The organism is Bacteroidota bacterium (assembly GCA_016713925.1).
Classification (GTDB): domain Bacteria; phylum Bacteroidota; class Bacteroidia; order AKYH767-A; family OLB10; genus JAJTFW01.
This window is the reverse complement of the sequence record JADJOH010000002.1, coordinates 1,002,833-1,024,483: the sequence shown is the minus strand read 5'-3', so window position 1 is coordinate 1,024,483 and position 21,651 is coordinate 1,002,833. Positions and strand designations below refer to the sequence as shown.

The 21,651-nt window shown below is 42.0% G+C and carries 16 protein-coding genes and 4 pseudogenes; 15 read left to right on the top strand and 5 right to left on the bottom strand.

The features are described from left to right. Positions 1-20: 20 nt before the first annotated feature. Together IPJ86_04260 and IPJ86_04255 are read left to right on the top strand one after the other, a co-directional pair. Positions 21-584: a T9SS type A sorting domain-containing protein gene (locus IPJ86_04260; GenBank protein ID MBK7886527.1), complete on the top strand. Its 564-nt coding sequence runs from the start codon at positions 21-23 to the stop codon at positions 582-584. A gap of 53 nt (positions 585-637) precedes the next feature. Continuing rightward, positions 638-2,146, top strand: a complete 1,509-nt coding sequence (locus IPJ86_04255) for a T9SS type A sorting domain-containing protein (protein ID MBK7886526.1) — start codon at positions 638-640, stop codon at positions 2,144-2,146. A 456-nt stretch (positions 2,147-2,602) separates the two neighbouring features. Here IPJ86_04255 and polA read toward each other — a convergent pair. Further along, positions 2,603-5,378 (bottom strand): annotated as a pseudogene (gene polA / locus IPJ86_04250) (DNA polymerase I). 404 nt (positions 5,379-5,782) lie between these two features. Here polA and IPJ86_04245 point away from each other — a divergent pair. After that, positions 5,783-6,132: pseudogene (locus tag IPJ86_04245) on the top strand (MmcQ/YjbR family DNA-binding protein). Positions 6,133-6,199: 67 nt separating this feature from the next. Here the strand turns inward: IPJ86_04245 and IPJ86_04240 are convergent. Genes IPJ86_04240 through IPJ86_04230 form a run of 3 tightly spaced genes read right to left on the bottom strand, consistent with a single transcriptional unit; the run spans position 6,200 to position 7,476 of the window. Beyond that, positions 6,200-6,682, bottom strand: a complete 483-nt coding sequence (locus IPJ86_04240; GenBank protein ID MBK7886525.1) for a hypothetical protein — start codon at positions 6,680-6,682, stop codon at positions 6,200-6,202. After that, a complete protein-coding gene (locus IPJ86_04235; GenBank protein ID MBK7886524.1) occupies positions 6,670-7,209 on the bottom strand; it encodes an RsmD family RNA methyltransferase in 540 nt (179 codons plus the stop codon). Before IPJ86_04235 ends, IPJ86_04240 begins: the two co-directional genes overlap by 13 nt. Before the next feature lie 60 nt (positions 7,210-7,269). After that, on the bottom strand, positions 7,270-7,476 hold the full coding sequence (locus tag IPJ86_04230; GenBank protein ID MBK7886523.1) for a hypothetical protein: 207 nt from the start codon (positions 7,474-7,476) through the stop codon (positions 7,270-7,272). A 294-nt stretch (positions 7,477-7,770) separates the two neighbouring features. Between IPJ86_04230 and IPJ86_04225 the strand changes: the two genes are divergently transcribed. From IPJ86_04225 to IPJ86_04170, 12 genes and pseudogenes are all read left to right on the top strand, one after another. Further along, on the top strand, positions 7,771-8,055 hold the full coding sequence (locus IPJ86_04225) for a DUF502 domain-containing protein (protein MBK7886522.1): 285 nt from the start codon (positions 7,771-7,773) through the stop codon (positions 8,053-8,055). A 24-nt stretch (positions 8,056-8,079) separates the two neighbouring features. Beyond that, complete coding sequence (locus IPJ86_04220; GenBank protein ID MBK7886521.1) at positions 8,080-8,742, top strand: hypothetical protein; 663 nt, start codon at positions 8,080-8,082, stop codon at positions 8,740-8,742. 5 nt (positions 8,743-8,747) lie between these two features. Then, positions 8,748-9,708: pseudogene (locus IPJ86_04215) on the top strand (NAD-dependent epimerase/dehydratase family protein). Positions 9,709-9,803: 95 nt separating this feature from the next. Continuing rightward, on the top strand, positions 9,804-11,279 hold the full coding sequence (locus tag IPJ86_04210) for a cysteine--tRNA ligase (GenBank protein ID MBK7886520.1): 1,476 nt from the start codon (positions 9,804-9,806) through the stop codon (positions 11,277-11,279). Then, a pseudogene (locus IPJ86_04205) lies at positions 11,254-12,289 on the top strand (M28 family peptidase). The gene IPJ86_04210 and the pseudogene IPJ86_04205 overlap by 26 nt, the downstream one beginning before the upstream one ends. 212 nt (positions 12,290-12,501) lie before the next feature. Beyond that, entirely contained in the window at positions 12,502-14,226 is a 1,725-nt protein-coding gene (locus IPJ86_04200) for an outer membrane beta-barrel protein (protein MBK7886519.1), read from the top strand. After that, positions 14,187-15,011 (top strand): TonB-dependent receptor family protein, encoded by an 825-nt coding sequence (locus tag IPJ86_04195; protein ID MBK7886518.1) that lies wholly within the window; start codon positions 14,187-14,189, stop codon positions 15,009-15,011. The genes IPJ86_04200 and IPJ86_04195 overlap by 40 nt, the downstream gene beginning before the upstream one ends. 337 nt (positions 15,012-15,348) lie before the next feature. After that, positions 15,349-15,570 carry a hypothetical protein gene (locus IPJ86_04190; protein MBK7886517.1) on the top strand — a complete coding sequence of 74 codons (222 nt, stop codon included), beginning with the start codon at positions 15,349-15,351 and terminating at the stop codon, positions 15,568-15,570. A gap of 257 nt (positions 15,571-15,827) precedes the next feature. Continuing rightward, positions 15,828-18,044 carry a PBP1A family penicillin-binding protein gene (locus IPJ86_04185; protein MBK7886516.1) on the top strand — a complete coding sequence of 739 codons (2,217 nt, stop codon included), beginning with the start codon at positions 15,828-15,830 and terminating at the stop codon, positions 18,042-18,044. A gap of 60 nt (positions 18,045-18,104) precedes the next feature. Further along, a complete protein-coding gene (locus IPJ86_04180; GenBank protein MBK7886515.1) occupies positions 18,105-18,803 on the top strand; it encodes a CoA transferase subunit A in 699 nt (232 codons plus the stop codon). A 57-nt stretch (positions 18,804-18,860) separates the two neighbouring features. Then, the gene (locus IPJ86_04175) at positions 18,861-19,523 is read left to right on the top strand and encodes a CoA transferase subunit B (GenBank protein ID MBK7886514.1); all 663 of its coding nucleotides are present in this window, start codon (positions 18,861-18,863) and stop codon (positions 19,521-19,523) included. Further along, a complete protein-coding gene (locus tag IPJ86_04170; protein ID MBK7886513.1) occupies positions 19,523-21,073 on the top strand; it encodes a glycosyltransferase family 39 protein in 1,551 nt (516 codons plus the stop codon). Before IPJ86_04175 ends, IPJ86_04170 begins: the two co-directional genes overlap by 1 nt. 56 nt (positions 21,074-21,129) lie before the next feature. Here IPJ86_04170 and IPJ86_04165 read toward each other — a convergent pair whose 3' ends face one another. After that, positions 21,130-21,645 carry a hypothetical protein gene (locus tag IPJ86_04165; protein MBK7886512.1) on the bottom strand — a complete coding sequence of 172 codons (516 nt, stop codon included), beginning with the start codon at positions 21,643-21,645 and terminating at the stop codon, positions 21,130-21,132. Between the last annotated feature and the right edge of the window lie 6 nt (positions 21,646-21,651).

Below are 21,651 nucleotides of genomic sequence, written 5' to 3'. Positions count from 1 at the left end.
CTTTCGGGTAAAGTAATTAAATGAGTGAAAGTAACTTGGCAAAGTTTGATATTGTGAGCCAGTTTGTAGAATTAGGTGATCAAATAGCAGCCATAAAGCATTTATCGGCCATTGATGACACTAACGATATTGAGTACAACATGAAAACCGTTTTAAAAATACTTTTGCATAGCTTGATTGTCGACTCCGCCTTTAGTGCATCAGATAGTACCTTGCTTATTGAAATAGCTTACAGAAATCCGCTGACAGGTGGTAATGGTGTTTTTATAGCTCGTCATTTATTGAATCTGGAAATTTATGATGAAGAAGAAAGCGGATCCAGAATTGCCTCCTTTAATCAAAATAAACATAAGATTAAATCCATCCAAGTATATCCGGTTCCATCCAAGGAGGGTGTGCATATAAAGCCAACAGGAGATTTTATTCCTGATGTTTTAGAACTCTTCAGCGTAAATGGAGAATTGGTGTACAAGGACACTTTTAAGAACTTTTTAAATATTGACTTTTTAAAAGCCGGTATTTACATATTAAATGTGTTTTCAGGTAATGAATTCAGGCATTCTAAAATCGTGAAACTGCCATGAAGGATACTATAAAGATTTCAGAAAACTTGGTTTGTTTAGTACTAAAAATAAATTTGATTCTATTTTTTTTAATTCATTTAAACAATCAGTTATTATTTGCACAGTTTAATAACAACACTTGGGTGTTCGGGGATAGTGCAGGAATTCACTTCAATAATAGTCAACCTACAAATTTCAAGTCAGTAATGAAGATGAGAGGCTCTTCATCCACTATCTCGGATAGTAGTGGTTTAATTTCGTATTTCTTTTTGTTAAACAATATTTTTCCCTTAAATAATGTATTAGTTAATAAATATGATAGTGTAATGAGCAATGGAAGTGGGTTGTATGGTGGAGGATGGTATCATGATCGTATAATTATTCCAAAACCAAGCAATGATTCCTTGCTTTATATTTTTTCAGCAGGTGTTACCGCTAGTGGACCTTATGGACTATATTTTTCCACCGCAAACTACAAAGCCAATAACGACAGCGGAATTGTAATTCAAAAAAATGTAATGCTGAATAATTTACCTGCATTCGATGCCTTGATGGCTGTTCGCCATGGTAATGGCAGAGATTGGTGGTTGATTTTTCAGCGATGGTTTGCACCAAATGCAACGACTCCCACTAACGCATACTTTTATTATTTAATAGACCCTTCAGGTATTTCAGGGCCATTCAACCAAAATACTGGAATAGATCATAAAACCAACTTAGGTCATTTAGTTTTTAATACTGATGGGAGCAAATTTGCAATGGTTTCAATAGCTGGCTTAATTCAACTTTGCGATTTCGACAGATGCAGCGGTCAGATTACTTCTTTTACTGCAATTCAACCTGAAGGGCCCGGGCCATATCCATTGGTATTAACAAGCTGTGCCTTTTCCCCCAATGAAAGGTTCTTATATGTTTGTGAAGCCTCAATCAGCACCCAGCCATCTACTATTTGGCAATATGATTTAACAGCAGCCAATATTGTTAACTCAAAAGTCGCTGTTGGAGTATTTAATGATCCGAATATGGGAGTGCATTCCATTCTACTAGCACCTGACGATAAAATATATATTTCCACCTTTGATGAAAATTACGCCTGGCCTTATCCCGATACAAGTACAGCATTCACTAACATCAACTCTAATCTCTCCGTCATCAACCAACCCGATTCACTTGGTCTCGTCTGCGATTTTCAGCCTTTCAGCTTTTACCTTGGTGGTGCCAGAACTTATTACGGCCTCCCCAACAATCCCGATTACGAACTCGGCGCTTGGGTGGGCTCGCCTTGTGATACGCTGAGTGTTGGGGTGGATGATAATGTACCGGAGCAGGAGGTTTTTTTCCAAGCTTGGTATAACAGCGAATGGAATATGATTCACGTCAACGCCTCCAAACTCAAAGGAAAAACGGGGAGTTTGCGGTTGTTTGATATGGAGGGGAGGTTGGTGTATGAGAAAAAGGTGGAGGTGATTGCTGGAGGGTATGTGACGGGAGAGATAGCGATGAATGGGGTAGCGAATGGGGTTTATCTTGTCAATTTAATTACTGACTTCGAAAGTGTTTCGTCTAAGTTAGTCAAATTTTAGGTGAGTAGAGATTTAGATGTCAATAGTATTTTTTGCTGCTGGCTTCTTGCTGCTGGCTGCTTGCTTTTTTAGTCAACCCTGTCTGTACAAATTACCGCGGGGTCGCTAAGATGCGCTGGGGTCGCAGGGAAATATCATAATAAATCATAATGATCATAAGCAATCTGCGGCCTATCAAAATTTTATTGAACATCCGGTTTTTTCAAATTGAGTCCGTCAATTCAAACCTCAGATTGCGATACATAGCAATGCTTTTTATTTTAAAATAATTACATTACCAAAAAATATTACTTGATTGTAGATGAATGACGATTGTCGTCTTTGAAGGAATTTTCATTTATAACCACTAAGGCACTCAGGACACGCAGAATCACGGAGGACTTTTATTAAAGCAAAAAATTTATATTCATTCAAAACATTCATCAATTCAACCACTCATCAATTCATCAATTCATTTCAATGTGCTTCCAGCCAGTTCTTGCCGGTGCCGGCTTCTACGAGGACGGGGACAGTGAGGGGTAAGGCCTCTTCCATGTATTTTACGACTAAGGATTTTACTTCGTCCTTTTCTTCATGCGGGACATCAAAAACCAATTCATCGTGTACCTGGAGGATCATGCGTGATTTGAATTTTTTGTCCTGAATGACTTTGTGTAAATTGATCATGGCTACTTTAATCATATCCGCCGCCGATCCCTGAATGGGGGCGTTGATGGCATTGCGCTCCGCAAAACCGCGTACGGTATGATTCTGGCTATTGATGTCGCGCAGGTATCTTTTCCTCCCTCATATGGTTTCGACATACCCCTGCTTCCTTGCTTTCTCGATCGCACTGTCCATGTAATCCTTGATCAGTGGATATTGGATAAAATAATTTTCAATGATGGTGGCTGCTTCTTTGCGGGGAATGTTCAACCGCTCCGATAAGCCAAATGCACTGATGCCATAGATGATGCCGAAGTTGACCATCTTGGCCTTTCTCCTCATCTCTCCTGATACCTCTTCCAAAGCTACCCCAAATACCTTGGAGGCTGTAGCCGTGTGAATGTCGAGGTTGTTTTGAAAGGCTTCCAGTAATCCCGGATCCTGGCAGAGATGTGCCATGATGCGTAACTCAATCTGTGAATAATCGGCAGATAATAAAATATGTTTTTCATCGCGCGGCACAAACGCCTTCCTGACTTCTCTTCCCCTAGATGTACGAATAGGAATGTTCTGCAGATTCGGATTGTCGCTGCTGAGTCGACCGGTGACAGCTACTACCTGGTTAAACGTAGTATGAATTCTTCCGGTTCTGGCATTTACCATTAACGGTAAGGCATCAACGTAAGTGCTTTTTAGTTTTACGATTTCACGGTAGTCGAGGATTTTATCTACAATGGGATGCTTTCCGCTTAACTTACTTAATATGTCTTCGCCGGTGGCATATTGTCCGGTTTTTGTTTTCTTGGGTTTCTCTGCAATCTTTAACACCTCAAACAAGATATCTCCCACCTGCTTCGGAGATGAAATATTAAAGGGTGTTCCGGCCAGGGTTTGAATTTCTTTGTCAATATTCAGAATATCTCCTTCCAGTAATCGGCTGAACTCTTTTAAGGTTTGTATGTCTAAACAAATTCCTTCCCGCTCCATAGCAGAGAGTACCGGAATAAGTGGGAGCTCTACTTCATTCAGCAGTTGAGTGGTCGCAGTTTCTTCCAGCATCGGAATAAATTTTTCCTTGAGCTGTAAGGTGACATCGGCATCTTCAGCAGCGTACTCGGTGATTTCTTCCAGAGCCACATCCCGCATGCTTCCCTGATCTTTTCCCTTCTTGCCAATCAATGTTTCAATTGATACCGGTGAGTAGCCCAGATAAGTTTCCGCCAACACGTTCATATTATGTCGCATCTCCGGCTGAATGAGATAATGTGCCACCATGGTGTCAAAGAGTTTTCCCTTTACTTCAATACCATATAAGGCCAGCACATTCATATCATACTTGAGGTTCTGACCGATTTTTACGATGTTTTCATTTTCATAAACTGGTTTAAACTCATTCAGAATTTTTAAAGCCTCTTCCCGCTGCTCCGGAATAGGTATGTACCAGCCTTCATGTGTTTTTATGCTGAACGAAATTCCGACTAACTCTGTATTTTGCGAATCGATACCTGTTGTTTCCGTATCAAAACTGATTTCTTTTTGTGCCGATAATAATTGGATGAGTTCCGCTCTGCCCGCTGCATCCGTTACCGCCCGATAATGATGTGGTACATTTCCGATATTATTAAATACAGCGGAATGTTCTTCTCCTTCTTCGGTTATTACCGTTTCAGCAGTTGCAACAGCAGTTGCGGTGCCGAACATATCCATTTGTCCGTTGGAAGCAACAGCCTTGACAGGAACCTGAATTTCTTCGCCCAATACCTGTTGTGCAATCCTGCGAAATTCCAGCTCTGTGAACAATTCAATCAAGGCCTCTTTATCAGGATCTTTTAGTTTTAATTCCTCTTCAATTAAATCAACAGGTACTTCACAGTGAATGGTCGCGAGTTGTTTCGAGAGAATGGCCTTGTCTTTATTGGCTTCTATTTTTTCTTTCAACTTTCCTTTTAACTGATCGGTATTCGCCAGTAAATTTTCCACCGAACCAAATTGCTGGACCAGGAGTGTGGCGGTTTTTTCACCAACACCGGGTACACCGGGAATATTATCTACCGCATCCCCCATCAATCCCAAAATATCAATGACCTGCTCCGGCCTTTCTATTCCGTATTTTGCACAAATCTCTTTCACTCCCAGTATTTCAGCTCCATTTCCCAGTCGGGCAGGTTTGTAATTATGCACATTTTCCGTCACCAACTGTCCATAATCTTTATCCGGTGTCATCATAAAGGTTTCAAATCCGCCTTATCCGCCTTGCAGCTTAAAGTGCCGATGATATCATCTGCTTCAAATCCATCCAGTTCAATTACAGGAATATTAAAGCATTGAACTATTTTCTTAATATACGGAATGGCGATCGCGATATCTTCCGGAATTTCTTCCCGATGTGCTTTGTAATCTTCAAAGGCCTCATGTCGATGCGTGGGTGCAGCCGTATCAAAGACAACAGCAATATGTGTCGGCTTTTCTTTTTAAGAATTTCAAGTAAGGTATTCGTAAAACCAAACATCGCAGAGGTGTTCAGCCCCTTTGAATTCACGCGGTGGTTATTGCTGAATGCAAAATAGGCTCTGAAAACCAATGCCAATGCGTCCAACAGAAATAATTTTTCGGTTCAGTATTCATTCGACTAAATTACTTCAAAATCCCGTAATTTGAAAATTTGAAAATGCGATAATTTGAAAATTTGCTCTCGAAGCCCAGATTGGACTAATCACACATGCGGTGGACAGGTTTAAAAAGTGTTTTAGTTAGATTTTACAGGATGATTGGATGAATGTCCATAGTGGGAGGCAGGTTTGAAGACGTAGATATTCCAATCCGCGACCATCCGTTAGATCCGATTAATCTGCGTTCCTTTCCACCAAAATCCTATTCCAATAGAAATCCATTCTGTAAAATTCCCATTCATCATCCCCCCCATCATTTCCTCCATACATCACCATCTTCAAATCAGCCCATTTTCAAATTTTCAAATTAGTATATTTGTTCATGCGTATCGACGAATTACGTGAATATTGTCTTTCAAAACCATTTACTGAAGAAACGATGCCCTTTGGCGATGATGTATTGGTTTTAAAGTGGCCGGAAAAATGTTTGCCCTCATCAGTTTATCCTCTCCGGATACGGTGAACCTGAAATGCGATGCCGTCTATGCTTCGGAACTGCGTGAACGTTATACGGAAGTGCAACCCGGATTTCATATGAATAAAAAGCTCTGGAATACCGTTTCGCTGCAAGGAAGTCTGGAGGAAAAGATGATCCAATCTTTAATCGATCACTCTTATGAAGAGGTTTTTAAAGGGCTACCGAAAAAGGTGCAGAAGGAGTTGCGCGGATGAGGGTGTGGAGATGACAGAAAGGAATGAAATGATGTTTTTCTGTGTTAGACGATTGGACCTCATTTTATTATTGGCGTTCGGTGAGTAAAACCGCAGGATGGTCATTAGCCAAAAGAACAAAAAATAAATAAAATGGCTCTCCGGAAGGAATGTTCAATTGTTGAATAACGCGCTCGGGACTTTCAGGAAAGTTGTGAAAGACTAATTGTGCCCTTTGGTCCTTCATTCGGTCAATGAGGATTTCTTTTTTGAAGGGTAATACTTCGAGTAATTTGAAAGCGCGCCCGGGAAAGTCTTTTATGAAATGGTCAGACGTGAACAGATGTGTATTGGCGTGTAATGCTTTTACATGAAATTGCCTGCAAATACTTTTCCAGGCTCCCGATTTTCGGACAGCCGCATTCGGTTCATAGATCCATGGCCCCGGTACTGCAACCGGTAAATTAGCGTCCCGCTCTTCTGTCAATGAGAATACAAATGGATTTTCATTAATGCCCGCATCATGACAATATAGCTGTTGATGATGAAATCCTTTTTTTAAATGAAACAACAACTCCCGGCATTCTCCTTCCAGGAAATAATATCCACCCGGTACGTCTCCGGTAATTGCTTCAATCCTTCACTGATATCCAACATAGGAGCCAGCTTTATCACGACTTCTGTCGATTGCGCTAACAGGGCTTCTTTCAATGATAATACATCCGGACGAAGGTCCTTCAACCGAAAGACTTTATTTCCTCCTTCACTTCTGCGGGAAGGATCTAAATAAATGAGATCAATTCCTTCCAATGACTTATGCTGAAGCATGCTTTCGGCATCACTGCAAACGATTTCTATATTCCTGAGACCAAGTATTGTAAAATTTTTTCGTGCCGCTTCACACCGTGAGGGGTCCGGTTCACAAAAGATTACAGAAGCTGCTTCCTGCGCGAAGGCCCAGCTATCTACACCAAGTCCGCCGGTGAGGTCCGCTACTTTTTTCCCTTTTACGAAAGTTGCCTTTAATAGGGCAGTGGCTTCTGAAGAGCATTGTTCAATGATGGTGGAATCCGGATAAAAAAATAGTGGGAAATTGATACCACGATGGGAGTTTCTGCTTTGCTATACGCCGTCCTTTTATCTGGTGGAGAAGGGCTTTCAAGGGTAGATTTTCTTTCCCGCATAACGCAAAGCGAGTGATGATGTGTCTTCGTTTTCATGTTCCAGTACCCATGAAACCCATTCTTCAGGGTTAAAATCCGTTTCAGCGTTCATTCCTGCAAAGAAAGCGGGATTCAGTGAGGAAGAGCCATCACTTTCGGATATTTGCACCATCAATTCCGCAAGCCCAAAGGGTTCAATCATGAAAAAACTGGCCAATTATTTCTTCCAGGATTACTGTTCGTAGTTCCTGCCGTAGTGACATTTTATGTGGTCTATATGTCCATTTTGTGGATGGATAATCTCCTGCCGATAAAGGTTCCCTTTAGCTGTGCCCGGAGCCGAGGATATCGAATTGCCGGGATTGGGAATCCTTATCATATTGGCAGTCATCACTTTTCTGGGATACCTGGGGACGCGTTTTGTGAAGAATCCTTTCTTCCTGATGTTCGAGAGCCTGATGGAGAAAACTCCCTGTTGAAGATAATTTATTCTTCAGTGAAGGATCTTATTGAGGCTTTCGTGGGAGAAAAGAAGCGGTTTAATGAACCTGTGCTCGTTACGGTAAACTCGAATCCTTCTGTTCAGCGCTTCGGATTTATTACCGAAAATGACCTTTCCCGATTGGGCTTGGCAAAGGAAAAATTGGCGGTTTACCTTCCTTTCTCCTATGGATTTAACGGGCAGTTGGTGGTAGTGGATGCCACTCAGGTACAAAAACTGGATGCTTCCGGTACAGAAATGATGAAGTTTGTAATTTCGGGGGGCGTCACTGAGATCTAAAATATTTATTTAAATTTATACAGTATGAAAAAGCATTATTTGATAATTATCGGTTTGTTGATTTCCTCACTCACCTTTGCTCAAAAAGTCAGCATCGAGCAGTCACTGGATCAATTGGGTGAAGGGTATAATCCCACTTTCAGAATTAAAATTCCGCATGCTACTGAAAAAGTAATGGAGAAAAGGTGGACGGGTTTCTTAAAAGATAATAATGCCAAAGTGAGGACATCCAAAGGTCAGATCAAAGGTGAAAACGCTATTATCAAGGGATTGGGTCCGGAGACCTTGCAGATTTTTTCGCGGCTGATAGAGGATGAAGATGGTGTACTTTTGAAAGTGGCTGTTATTAAAGGTGCTGCCTTTGTCTCGCCAACTGCCGATCCTGATTACAGCAAGAGACTGGAGTCACTCCTGTATGATTTTGCTATGAATCAGTCAAAAGATGGCCTGAATAAAAAAATTGAAATTGCAGCCGAACTGCTGGAAGATTCACAAGACGATCAAAAAGATCTGATCAAGACGAATGAACGGTTAGCGCAGGAAAATGAGAGTATGAAGAAGAGAATTGCTGAAAATGAAACAACAATTGAAGATAATATAAAAAAATCAGAAGATCTTAAAGTAAAAATTCAAGGGCAGGAAAAAAGCCTTGAAATACTGAGAGGAAAGTTCACAGAATTGAAGTAATGGATATGTCAAAAGGAGATACGATATTGGTGCTCGGTGCTGCCGGGCAAATTGGAACCGACCTTGTTACCACATTGCGTGAGACACATGGCGGGAGTAGAGTGATTGCAACGGATGTAAAAGAGCAGGCAGGTTACCTCTCAGAGAGTGGTCCTTTCTATACGCTGGATGTCCTCGATGCACAAGCCGTTGCTGATATTATTCGAAGTAATAAAGTCAAGGAAGTTTATCTGTTGGCCGCCCTGTTAAGTGCTACAGCAGAGCAGAAAATGAAAGCTGCCTGGCGACTGAATATGGAAGGATTATTTATCCTGTTGGATCTGGCGAAGGAACTCGGTGGATTAAAAATTTTCTGGCCGTCCAGTATCGCGGTCTTTGGCCCGACAACACCGCGCAATAATACGCCGCAGTATACCGTGATGGAACCTTCCACAGTTTACGGTATCAGCAAGCAGGCCGGCGAGCTGGTGCGAATATTATTTCAATAAGTTTGGTGTGGATGTGAGAAGCATTCGTTACCCCGGACTCATCAGCTACAAAGCACTCCCGGGAGGAGGAACTACCGATTATGCCGTTGATATTTATCATCAGGCCCTCGACAATGGTCACTACAATTGTTTTCTGAAAGAAGATACCGCATTGCCGATGATGTATATGCCGGATGCTATCCGTGCCACATTGGAATTGATGGAAGCACCTGCCGAAAAAGTTAAAATTCGCAGCAGTTATAACCTCGGAGGAATCAGCTTTACTCCGAAAGAAATCGCTGCAGAAATCGCGAAGCATGTCCCCGGTTTCACCATCGACTATACCCCCGACTTCCGTCAGCAAATCGCCGACTCCTGGCCCAATAGCATCGACGATTCAAGCGCCCAACAAGACTGGGGCTGGAAATGTAAATACGACCTCTCCTCCATGACCCTCGACATGCTCAGCCATCTGAAAAATGCCAGAGAAATTATTTAAGTGATTCAACATTTTTGGTCTTAGTGATCTTAGTGTCCTAAGTGCCTTAGTGGTTGTTTTCACTGATCTTTTTAATACCAAAGTATTAGTTTATTATGCAACACCCAATATATATTACGAATTCTCTTTCCCGACAGAAAGAACAGTTTATCCCCTTGAACCCGCCTTTTGTGGGACTTTATGTTTGCGGACCAACGGTGTATGGTGAAGCCCATTTAGGTCATGCACGCCCGTACATTACGTTTGATGTGATGAAGCGCTATATGCAACACCTGGGCTATAAAGTGCGTTATGTCAGGAATATCACCGATGTAGGCCATCTCGAAAATGATGCCGATGAAGGAGAAGATAAAATCGCCAAAAAAGCCCGCCTCGAACAACTCGAACCCATGGAGATCGTTGAACTTTATACCAATAGTTTTCATGATTCCATGCGTGCCCTTAACAATACTCCTCCCGGTATTGAACCGCGTGCTTCCGGACATATCATCGAACAGATCGAGATGATCCGGAAAATAATGGATAACGGTTATGCCTATGAGTCGAATGGCTCGGTGTATTTTGACGTGATATCTTACAGTAAAACGAATGATTACGGAAAGCTCAGCGGTCGCGTGATTGAGGAATTGATCTCCGGGGCAGGCAATGAACGTCGTGTGCTGGAAGGACAGGATGAAAAACGCAATCCCGCCGATTTTGCCCTCTGGAAAAAAGCATCTCCCGAACATATCATGCGCTGGCCTTCGCCCTGGAGTGATGGTTTCCCCGGCTGGCATATTGAATGTTCAGCGATGAGTAAAAAGTATCTCGGCGAAACATTCGACATTCACGGTGGGGGAATGGATCTCCTATTTCCGCATCATGAAAGTGAAATCGCGCAGTCGAAAGGAAGTTGCGGACAGGCTCCTGTGCGTTACTGGATGCATAACAATATGATCACCATCAACGGACAAAAGATGGGAAAATCATTGGGCAATTTTATTACCCTTCGTCAATTGTTTACAGGCGAGCATCCGCTGTTGCAGCAATCGTATAGCCCAATGTCAATTCGCTTTTTCATTCTTCAGGCGCATTACAGAAGTACGCTTGATTTCAGTAATGAAGGACTTCAGGCAGCAGAAAAGGGCATGAATAAGATGATGGCGGCTGTAGAATTGCTGGAGAAGTTAAAGCCCGGTGCTGCATCAACAAGTAATGTGAAAGCGATACGCGATAATTGCTACGCGGCCATGAACGACGATCTCAACACCGCGATTGCTATTTCGCACCTGTTCGAAGCCGTTAGAGTGATCAATTCAGTACATGCGGGAACAGAGCAATTGACTGCGGAGGATATTGAACATCTCAAAGAGACCATGAGGATATTCGTTTTCGATGTGCTCGGATTAAAAGCAGAGGAGAAAGTGAGTGGCGATGAACTCGATGGGGTGATGAAACTCCTGCTCGCTTTACGTGCAGATGCCAAAGTGAAAAAAGACTTCGCTACTTCTGATCGTATCCGTGATGAACTGATTAAATTGAATTTCGTGATAAAAGATGAAAAAGATGGGACCAGCTGGAGTAAAGCATAGCAGATATTTAGTACCCTCAGCCATTTGGTTATTCCTGTTGGTGACGATCAGTTCTTGTAACAATGCATCTGAAAAAGAAGATGAGAGTCAGCAAACTAACACTACACCTGTTGTTACTGTGAAAGCACCTTCCTTTCATGCGGACTCGGCCTTTTCGTTTGTGAAGCAACAGGTGGATTTTGGTCCGCGCGTTCCGAATAGTGTTGGTCATGTAAATTGCGGGTCGTGGTTGATCAGTAAGATGAAAGCGTACGCGGATACAGTCATCGAGCAATCTTTTAAAGTAAGGGCCTTCGATGGAAAAATTCTGAACAGCAGAAACATCATTGCTTCTTTTCATCCGGACCTTGGAAATCGCATTTTGTTGTGCGCGCATTGGGATACACGCCCTTTTGCCGATCAGGATGATGATAGAGAAAATGAAGCGATCGATGGTGCGAATGATGGCGCGAGTGGAGTGGGTGTGTTGATAGAGGTGGCGCGTCAACTGGCCGCTGCTAACCCTGCGCTCGGAGTGATATATCATCTTCTTTGATGCGGAGGATTATGGTCAGCCGGATGATAGTGATTTACCACGGATGGAAGATTCCTATTGTTTGGGTTCTCAGTATTGGGCAAAGAATTTACATACCCGCAACTATCAGGCAAGATATGGCATCCTGCTCGATATGGTAGGAGCACAGAATGCAAAGTTTACGCAAGAGGGAACTTCTATGCAATATGCTCCGGAGATTGTGGAGAAGGTTTGGAAAATTGCCGCGGCCTCCGGATTCAGTGACTACTTTATTAATGAACGAACCAAAGGAATTATTGATGATCATTTTTACATTAATCGGTTGGCAGGTATTAAATGTGTGGATGTGATCCATTATGAGTTTAGTAGTCCATCAAATTTTTGGACGCACTGGCATACGCATGATGATACCATCGATAAAATCGATAAGAATAGTCTCAAGGCAGTAGGTCAAACCCTGCTGGAAGTGCTCTTCCGTGAAGTACCTGCCTCTTGATTTTTTCGAATAGTGCAGTCATTGTTCGAATAATTCGCTGTTACTCTCGGGATGCTGTCTTCTATCATGTAAATAAGGATTTGATACTTAGTGCGTTAATATTCGAATAAGTCATTTTCAAACTAAATGATCTTCCAGTGAAATAAACTTTTAATTTGTAATGGTGTCCTATCAACCCCGTAAATTTGCACACTCAGTAAAATCCATTCCTTATGCGTCAACTGTTGCTCCTATTATTTTTCTTTTTAAGTGTTCTGCAGGTTGCTGCTCAGCCTCCGGGTGGTCAGGGTCGCGATTCGTCGCGGTTTAAAGCGAGTATGAAAGATTCTTCATTTATGAAGAATATGGCACCGATTGGAAAGGTAATTGGTATTTTGAGAGATTCTTCGAGCAAGGAAGCGATGGAATTTGCTTCCGTGGTGTTGATGAAAGTGCGTGACAGTTCTGTTGCCGGAGGTGCATTGACCGATGAGCGAGGGCATTTTCGTATAGAGGACGTGATGCCCGGTAGATATTTTATTCGCATCACATCTATTGGTTACCGTCAGCTCGACTCAAAGCCGTTTATGCTGAATCCGCAAGATCCTTTGAAAGATTTTGGGAATGTCTGGATGCCACCTTCTCAGCGAATTTTGAAAGAAGCAGAGGTGGTAGGGGAGAAAGTGGAGTACGTAAATTCGCTGGATAAAAAAGTCTATAACGTCGATAAAACCTTGATCAATGCAGGAGGTTCCGTCTCGGAAGTACTGCAAAATATTCCCTCTGTAAATGTGGACATAGATGGGAAGATCAGTTTGCGGGGAAGTGAACAAGTGACGATATTAATTGATGGAAAACCTTCCGGACTCACCGGTGATAACAGAGGCGCTATTCTGCAACAATTGCCGGCATCGAGTATTGATCAAATAGAAGTGGTCACGAATCCTTCTTCTAAATACGATGCCGAAGGGATGTCCGGAATTATTAATATTAAAACCAAGAAGGATAAAAATCCGGGATTAAACGGTACCGTTTCCGTTGGTGCAGGGACAAATGATAAGTACAATGCAGCGCTTAATCTGAATCGGAGAACAAAGACGCATAATGCCTTTTTGAATTATTCTTTCCGTGATGATAGAAGGGATTTTGAAAGTAACAGCGATCGAACGAATACCTATAATGATACCACTACTTATTTTATATCTGAAAGTGACGGACATAATGATAACCTTTCCCATAATATTAGGGGTGGCATTGATTTTTATCTCAACGATTACAATACACTCGGATTTTCCGGCGGCTACAATATGCGGGATGAGAATCGCAGAGATTTATCACTGACAAGGCTTCTGGATGAAGAAAGAACTTCCATCAGCGGATTTGATCGCCTTTCAAAAACGATAGAAGACAATACCAGTGGAGACGGAAGTATAGATTACCGCCGCACTTTTCCGAACAGTAAACGCGAACTCACTGCGAACGTTAACCTGAATGTTTTTGACCGGAATGCGGAAAATACTTTGTCTACATTTATCCCGGCTCCGGGATTTGATCTGAATCAACGCATCAATACGGAAAGTTATTCCTACAATGGAACCGGACAAGTCGATTATATATTGCCCTACGAAAGTTTTAGAATAGAATCCGGATTGAAAACTTCATATCGTACCAACGATAGCCGCCAATCGTCCGATCGTTTTGATTTCGATAGTAATGTTTGGAATCAGGATACTTCCTTCACCGACCGGTTTATTTTTTCAGAGTGGGTATATGCCGCCTATCTGCAATGGAGCGGTCGATGGAAAGTGTTTGAACTGAGTGCAGGACTTCGGGCAGAGCAAACGTTTATCGAGGGAGATTCTAAAAGTGCAGATACCATTTTTACACGGGACTTCCTTAATCTTTTCCCTCCGCAGCTATTAAATATAGTTTTAAGGAGGGCAGGGATGTTCAGTTGAGTTATAGTCGCAGGATAAACCGTCCGCGGGAAATGCAATTGAATCCGTTCCGGAATGTATCCGATTCATTGAATATTTTTATCGGGAACCCTGCTATCCTTCCCGAGTTGACGCATTCACTCGAGTTCGGCTATATAGGCCGTTATGGAGAACAAAACATTTCCGCCAATGTCTTTTACCGGTATACCAACGATAATTCGCAGCGATTCAGAAAGGTGGATACAGTGACGAATGTATCTACGCAATCATTCATCAACTATAACTCTACTGAAAATTTAGGCTTCGAATTGATCTTCCGGAATTCCTTCCTGAAATTATTTACCACATCCGCCAGCTTCACCGTGTTTTATAATACCGTTGATGGCACCAATGTGGAAGACGATCTGGTAAGCGATGTATGGAGCGGAGATTTCCGCGGATCGATATCCGTAAAATTATCAAAGCAATTGTCAGCACAATTCACAGGCAATTACATGGCACCGCGTGAACAACCACAAGGAACATTTAAAGGAATGAGTGGTGTTGATTTTGGTTTCAAGTATGATTTCAAAGGAGGAAAATGGTCACTCAATGGTTCCGTTACCGATATTTTTGATACGCGAAATATGGTGATCGATAACAGAGCCGATGGGGTGCGCCTGGAATTCACCAGAAAACGGGAATCCAGAGTCGCCAGTTTTACGCTTAGCTTCCGTTTCGGAAAAGCTGAACAAGGTAAAGACAGAAGAAAAGGTAACAGACAAAATAATGACCAGATGCAGCAGAATGACATGCTCGACTTCTAGCTACTAATCGATACGAATTCGCCGCACGAATTTTAAACGAAATACGAATGTTACGAATGTTACGAATGTTACGAGAATCTATCCGCGAAAATCATAAAAATCAGCGTCACTTGTCTCGGCGCAGAATGTGACGAGATCAGCGTTCCCTAAAAAGTATTAATGTATTGAAAAGTATTATATGCATCGTCGGAAGTTTATAAAGAAGAGAGCGAAATACGAAAATGCACGAAAGGACGAAATACGAAAGGATACGAATAATGTTTGGACATGCGAAGTCTAATCCGTGAAAATCCTAAAAAATCAGCGTAATCTGCGTTCCCTAAGAAATATTAATGTATTGAAAAGTATTATATGCATCGTCTCTTCCGGCAACCATCAGGCATTGATCGATTACAGTAAAAAAGGAAAAGTCGCCCAACTCGCCATCCCCACCAACGAGCATTACCTCCCCTTGCTCTACACCCTCGCGCTACAAGATAGAAAAGACCAACTTAGCTTCTTCAACGAAAAGACCGTGATGGGATCAGTTTCCATGCGGTCGGTGTTGTTGACCAGTTAATACTTTTTAAATTGGTTTTTCGTTGTCAATCTATCCTAGCCTCAACAAAAGACACCTTCCTGTTCTACTCTTGCCCGGCCCCACATCCCTTCCAACCTCCCTTCTCCATCCGTACATTCGCACCCTCCGTAACCATCCGTAATCCTGTCTGCCGTCATGTTTCGTATATTCGTGAACTTTCGTATTTCGTATATTCGTGAACTTTCGTATTTCGTATTTCGTAATTTCGTATCCGATTCGTATTTCGTAACCCCCCTATGCCAAAACCAACACCAGCTTTCAGGAAATATATAAAGTACATTTGGATCCTCCTCTTTGCTCCGGTCCTCTTTGTCTTCCTGATGGTTGGACTTACTGCCTGGGGTGTTTTTGGAGAGCTGCCTACTTTCGAAGAGCTTGAGAATCCTAAGAGTAGTCTGGCCAGTGAAGTGTATTCAGCCGATATGAAAACGCTGGGCAAGTATTATTTTCAAAATCGTGTAAATATTCATTTTCAGGATCTTTCCCCCAATCTCGTCAATGCCCTGAAAGCGACGGAGGATGTCCGTTTTGAGGAGCATTCCGGAGTGGATATCAAGGGCCTCATGCGGGTATTTGTAAAAACCATCATTCTTCAGCAGGATGCCGGAGGAGGGAGTACCATCACCCAGCAGTTGGCAAAAAATCTCTTCCCCCGTGAAAACATGAGTAAGTTGCAACTCATTATTCGTAAATTGAAGGAATGGATTATCGCTGTTAAACTGGAACGCAACTATACCAAGCAGGAGATTCTGGCGATGTATTTGAATACTGTTGAATTTGGAAACAATGCTTTCGGAATTAAATCCGCCGCTACCACTTATTTCGGAAAGCAACCGCTGGAAGTGAAAATAGAAGAAGCTGCCTTGCTGATCGGGTTATTGCAGGCACCTTCCCGCTACAATCCTGTACGTAATCCTGAAAGCGCCACCTTTAGAAGAAATACTGTAATTGGTCAGCTGGCGAAGTATAAATTTATCACTGTTGAGCAAAAAGATTCCTTACTAAAATTACCAATTAAACTTAACTTCCGTCAGGAAGGTCATACGGAGGGATTAGCCCAATATTTCCGGGAGACCTTACGTCAGGATTTATTGAGATGGTGCAAAGAGCATAAGAAAGCAGACGGCAAACCTTACAATCTCTACCGCGACGGACTCCGTATCTACACCACGATAGATACCCGCATGCAGCGGTATGCCGAAGAAGCCGTGAAAGAGCATATGACGGACTTGCAGAAATCTTTTCGGGAGCATTGGAAGGGTAGGGTAGCATGGGAAGATCAGCCGCAGATTATCGACGATGCCATGAAGCAAAGTGAGCGTTACCGTACCATGAAAGATACCGGCGCAACAGAAGCGGATATTAAGAAAGCCTTCAATAAAAAGATAGAGATGAAAGTTTTTTCATGGAAAGGAGAAGTAGATACATTACTCTCCCCACTCGATTCTATTAAGTATTATAAAATGTTTTACCAAACCGGTTTTATGTCGATGGAACCGCAGACAGGATATGTACGAGCCTGGGTTGGTGGGAATGATTACAAGTATTTCCAATATGATCACGTTAAAGATGGTAAGCGTCAGGTAGGATCTACCTTTAAACCCTTCCTCTATACACTGGCCATGCAGGAAGGCTATTCGCCCTGTTATGAAGTGCCCAATGTACCGGTGACCATTGTTGATGAAGCGGGCGTGCCCTGGACACCTTCCAACTCTGATGGTAAATATGGAGGCATGTTATCCTTGAAAGAAGCGCTCGCCGAATCTGTAAATTGCATCTCCGCTTATCTGATGAAACAGTTTGGTGCGGAAGCAGTGGTGCAGGTGGCCAGAAAGATGGGCATCACCTCACCCATCGATCCTTTTCCTTCCATCGCTCTCGGAACTGCGGATGTTTCGGTCTTTGAGATGGTCGCGGCCTATTGTACGTTTGCCAATAAAGGGGTGTATACTGAACCGCAATACATTCTTCGAATTGAAGATAAAAACGGAGTCGTACTTCAGGATTTTGTTCCGCGAAAAATTGAAGCGATCAGTGAAGAAACGGCCTACCTGATGCTCGACCTGATGAAAGGTGTAACCCTGGGAGGTACCGGAGCCCGACTACGCGGATCAAAATATGGATTTACAAATCCTATAGCAGGTAAAACAGGGACCACGCAGAATAACAGTGATGGCTGGTTCATGGGCATCACACCGGATTTAGTGAGTGGGGCATGGGCCGGATGCGAAGATCGTTCTGTTCATTTCAGAACCACACAACTCGGACAAGGCGCGAATGTAGCCTTACCTACCTGGGGTTTGTATATGAAAAAAGTATTCGCTGATCCTACCCTCAATTATTCAAAGGGAGATTTTGAAAGGCCTGAAAAACCGATAGGAGTAGAGCTCGATTGCAAGAAGTACAAGAACCCCGCACAACAGCAAAATGGGAAAGATGATTTCGGGATTTAGTTGGGGTATCCTCCAATCGAAGCGTTCATTTTTTACTACTTTTACGAAATATTATTACGTATGAACAAAGTAGTAAAAGGCGCAGAAGATGCCATTCAGGATATCAAAGATGGAGAAGTAATTATGCTCGGAGGGTTTGGTCTCTGCGGTATTCCCGAAAATTGCATTGCTGCATTGGTAAAAAAAGGCGTAAAAGATTTAACCTGTATCTCCAATAACGCGGGAGTCGATGATTTTGGAATCGGCCTGATGCTCAAAACGCGACAGGTAAAGAAAATGATCTCTTCTTATGTAGGAGAAAATGCTGAATTTGAAAGACAGCTTTTGAGTGGTGAATTGGAAGTAGATTTAATCCCTCAGGGAACTTTAGCTACACGTTGCATGGCGGCAGCATATGGTATGCCTGCTGTATGGGTGAGAGCGGGAGTAGGTACCGAGGTGGCCGAAGGCAAGGAAGTCCGTAATTTCAATGGAATTGATTACCTCCTTGAATATGCTTTCGATGCCGCATTTTCAATCGTGAAAGCATGGAAAGGCGATACCCATGGAAATCTCATCTTCCGTAAAACAACACGCAACTTCAATATGCCCATGGCGATGGCAGGGAAAATTACCATTGCAGAAGTGGAAGAGTTGGTCCCCGCAGGTGAACTTGATCCGGATGGTATTCATGTTCCGGGAATTTATGTTCACAGAATATTTCAGGGCGCAGATTACGAAAAGCGTATTGAACAACGTACCATTCGGTCAAAATCATAATAAATCATAACCATCATAATAAATCAGTGGCCCATAGTCATCATTAAAGGAACCGAAATGTTAGATAAAAACGGAATTGCAAAACGTATCGCGAAAGAAGTGAAAGACGGATATTACGTTAACCTGGGAATCGGTATTCCAACCCTGGTGGCAAACTATATTCCTCCGGGCATGGACGTTACCCTGCAATCTGAAAACGGAATGCTCGGTATGGGACCATTTCCTTTTGAAGGAGAAGAAGATCCGGATCTGATAAATGCCGGCAAACAAACGATTACCGAAGTTCCCGGTACAGCCTATTTTGACTCTGCATTGAGCTTTGGTATGATCCGCGCAGGAAAAGTGGACCTTACCATTTTGGGTGCGATGGAAGTGAGCGAAGATGGAGATATCGCCAACTGGAAAATTCCGGGTAAGATGGTGAAAGGCATGGGAGGAGCAATGGATCTGGTGGCAGCAGCGAAAAATATCATTGTAGCCATGCAACATGTAAATAAAGCCGGCGAAAGCAAATTGTTACCTTCCTGTTCGTTGCCGCTTACCGGAGTAAAATGTGTGAAGAAGATCGTAACAGAACTCGCCGTGCTCGATGTTGTTCCCGGCAAAGGATTTGTATTGCTCGAACGGGCACCTGGTGTAACGGTGGAGGAGATACGAAAAGCCACAGCGGGGAAATTAATTGTGGAGGGGGAAATACCGGAGATGAAACTGGATGAATAATGATTAAACCGGGAATTTATTTTGAAAAACTCAGGACATTTCATCTCCTGATAATTCTGGCAGCGCTATATGGATTGTTAGGAGTTTATCAAATTATTCCTCTTCGCCCGCAATCCGTTCACCAATGGGCACAATGCGACAGGGCTTCCGTGGCATGGAATTATTACGTGAACCATGCAGATTTTTTTCATCCTCAGGTGAACAATACCGATAATGGAACAGGTGTTACCGGTCTTGAGTTTCCAATCGTGCAATACTTCGTTTCGATTTTATATCGTCTCTTCGGATTTCATGAATGGTTGTACAGACTTGTCACATTAATTGTATTTACAATCGGTGCCACCTCCGTATTTCGATTGAGTGATTATTTTGTGAAAAATAAACTGCATGCTTTACTTATCATGTTACTCTATGTATGTTCACCATTATTGACCTTTTATTCCTGCAGTTTCTTACCTGATATCTATAGTCTCAGCTTTGCGATGATGTCCTGGTCGGCATTGGTCAGTTACGCCAAAACCCGTGAAGATCGATTTAAATGGTTGTGGTGGTTAACGATGACCGTCTCTTTTCTTATCAAGCCCAATTCTATGATACATCTTCCCGCCATGGGTTTATTTTTATATCAGAATAAACTTTGGACTCGTCAGACAGGTCTGAAATATTTTTCATTTTTTGCAATAGCGGTAATTTCAACTTTTTGTTGGTATGCTTACGCTTCATGGTTGAGTAAAAGCACTCAATCAGAAGTCTTTCTGTTAGAGATGCGCCCTCCGAAAAGTTGGCAGGAAATGAAAGATGTATGGGAGATTGTAAGTAAGGACTGGATAGAAAGGATTTATCATCCGGTAATTCTTTCCATTATTTTAATTGCAGGTGTTATCTCGATTCTTCTTTCGAATCCTTTGAAAGGAGGATTATCCGCATATGTCTTACTGATGATGGCGGGAGGCACTGCCTTTTTGTATGTAATGTTATTGCAATTGTCGTATCATGATTACTATTTCATTACTATGTTTCCACTGGTTTTATTCTTATTATTTATTATCAGAGATACCTTTCATAGAAAGATGAATGCAAATGGTCATGCGGTTTTTACAATCTGTGTATTGATGGCAGTTGGTTTTCAGTTTTATTTTTCCAAGACGCATTTAAGAACAAGTCATAAAAAGGATAATTGGAAATATGGTTCAACCGCTAATGATATTTATTTCAAACCTGATTTAATCCTGAAAGCCGGTAATATAAAACTAAACGATCAGGTAGTTGTGGTTTTTGATCATTCGCCGAATATCTCTTTGTATTTGATGGGACTCAAAGGAGTAACCATTCCTTACCGAAAGGTACAGGAAACATTGATGGGATATCTCCATACAGGCAGGTATAATTTTGTCATTTTTAATAAGAAAAGTCAAATTGAAGGTGTAACATTCAATGCGAAAGACTTTCCTCTTGACTATTTAGGTGAAGCAAACGAAGTTCAGATATTTAAAGTATCTTCATCTTTTCAACCAGATGGAAATCAGGAACCATTGTCACCTTGGAATTAATAAATGTCTTTACTTATTCCAAAATCTTTTAAGAAGGCATTAACGAAAAAGTAGTTTTATTCATTTAGCCTAAGCAAAAAATTATCCCAGTAAATTCTTTTTACACCATCATTTACACCATAAACTTTAATCAGGGCATCATCCGGTATCTTTTTGTTCAAATCAATTTTTAATTTAACTTCAAACCATTTATTTACTTCTTTTATGCTTCTTTGAACTTCAACACCTTCCCAAAGTATATTTTGACCTTCTTTTGTTTCGATTGAAAAAGCCAGTTTTGCTTTTGCACTCATGTCTCGAACCAGTACCCATGCAATCAACTCGGCAGATTTTGGATGAGCAACTTTCAGATCACTCCAGTTCAACTTCATGGTTGAGGTGTAAGGTATCCCCGAATCAGTTACTGTACAGAATAAACCACTGCTCGAAGTTTCCCGACTAACATTTTGCCCATCCGTCCAATGACCAATGGCCTCAAAGTCATTGAGGTATTCATTATCAGCTTTTTCTTTCTTACAACTAATGAAAAAAGTGGAGCATATAGTAAATAAGAGAAGTAGTGCTTTATTCATATCGGC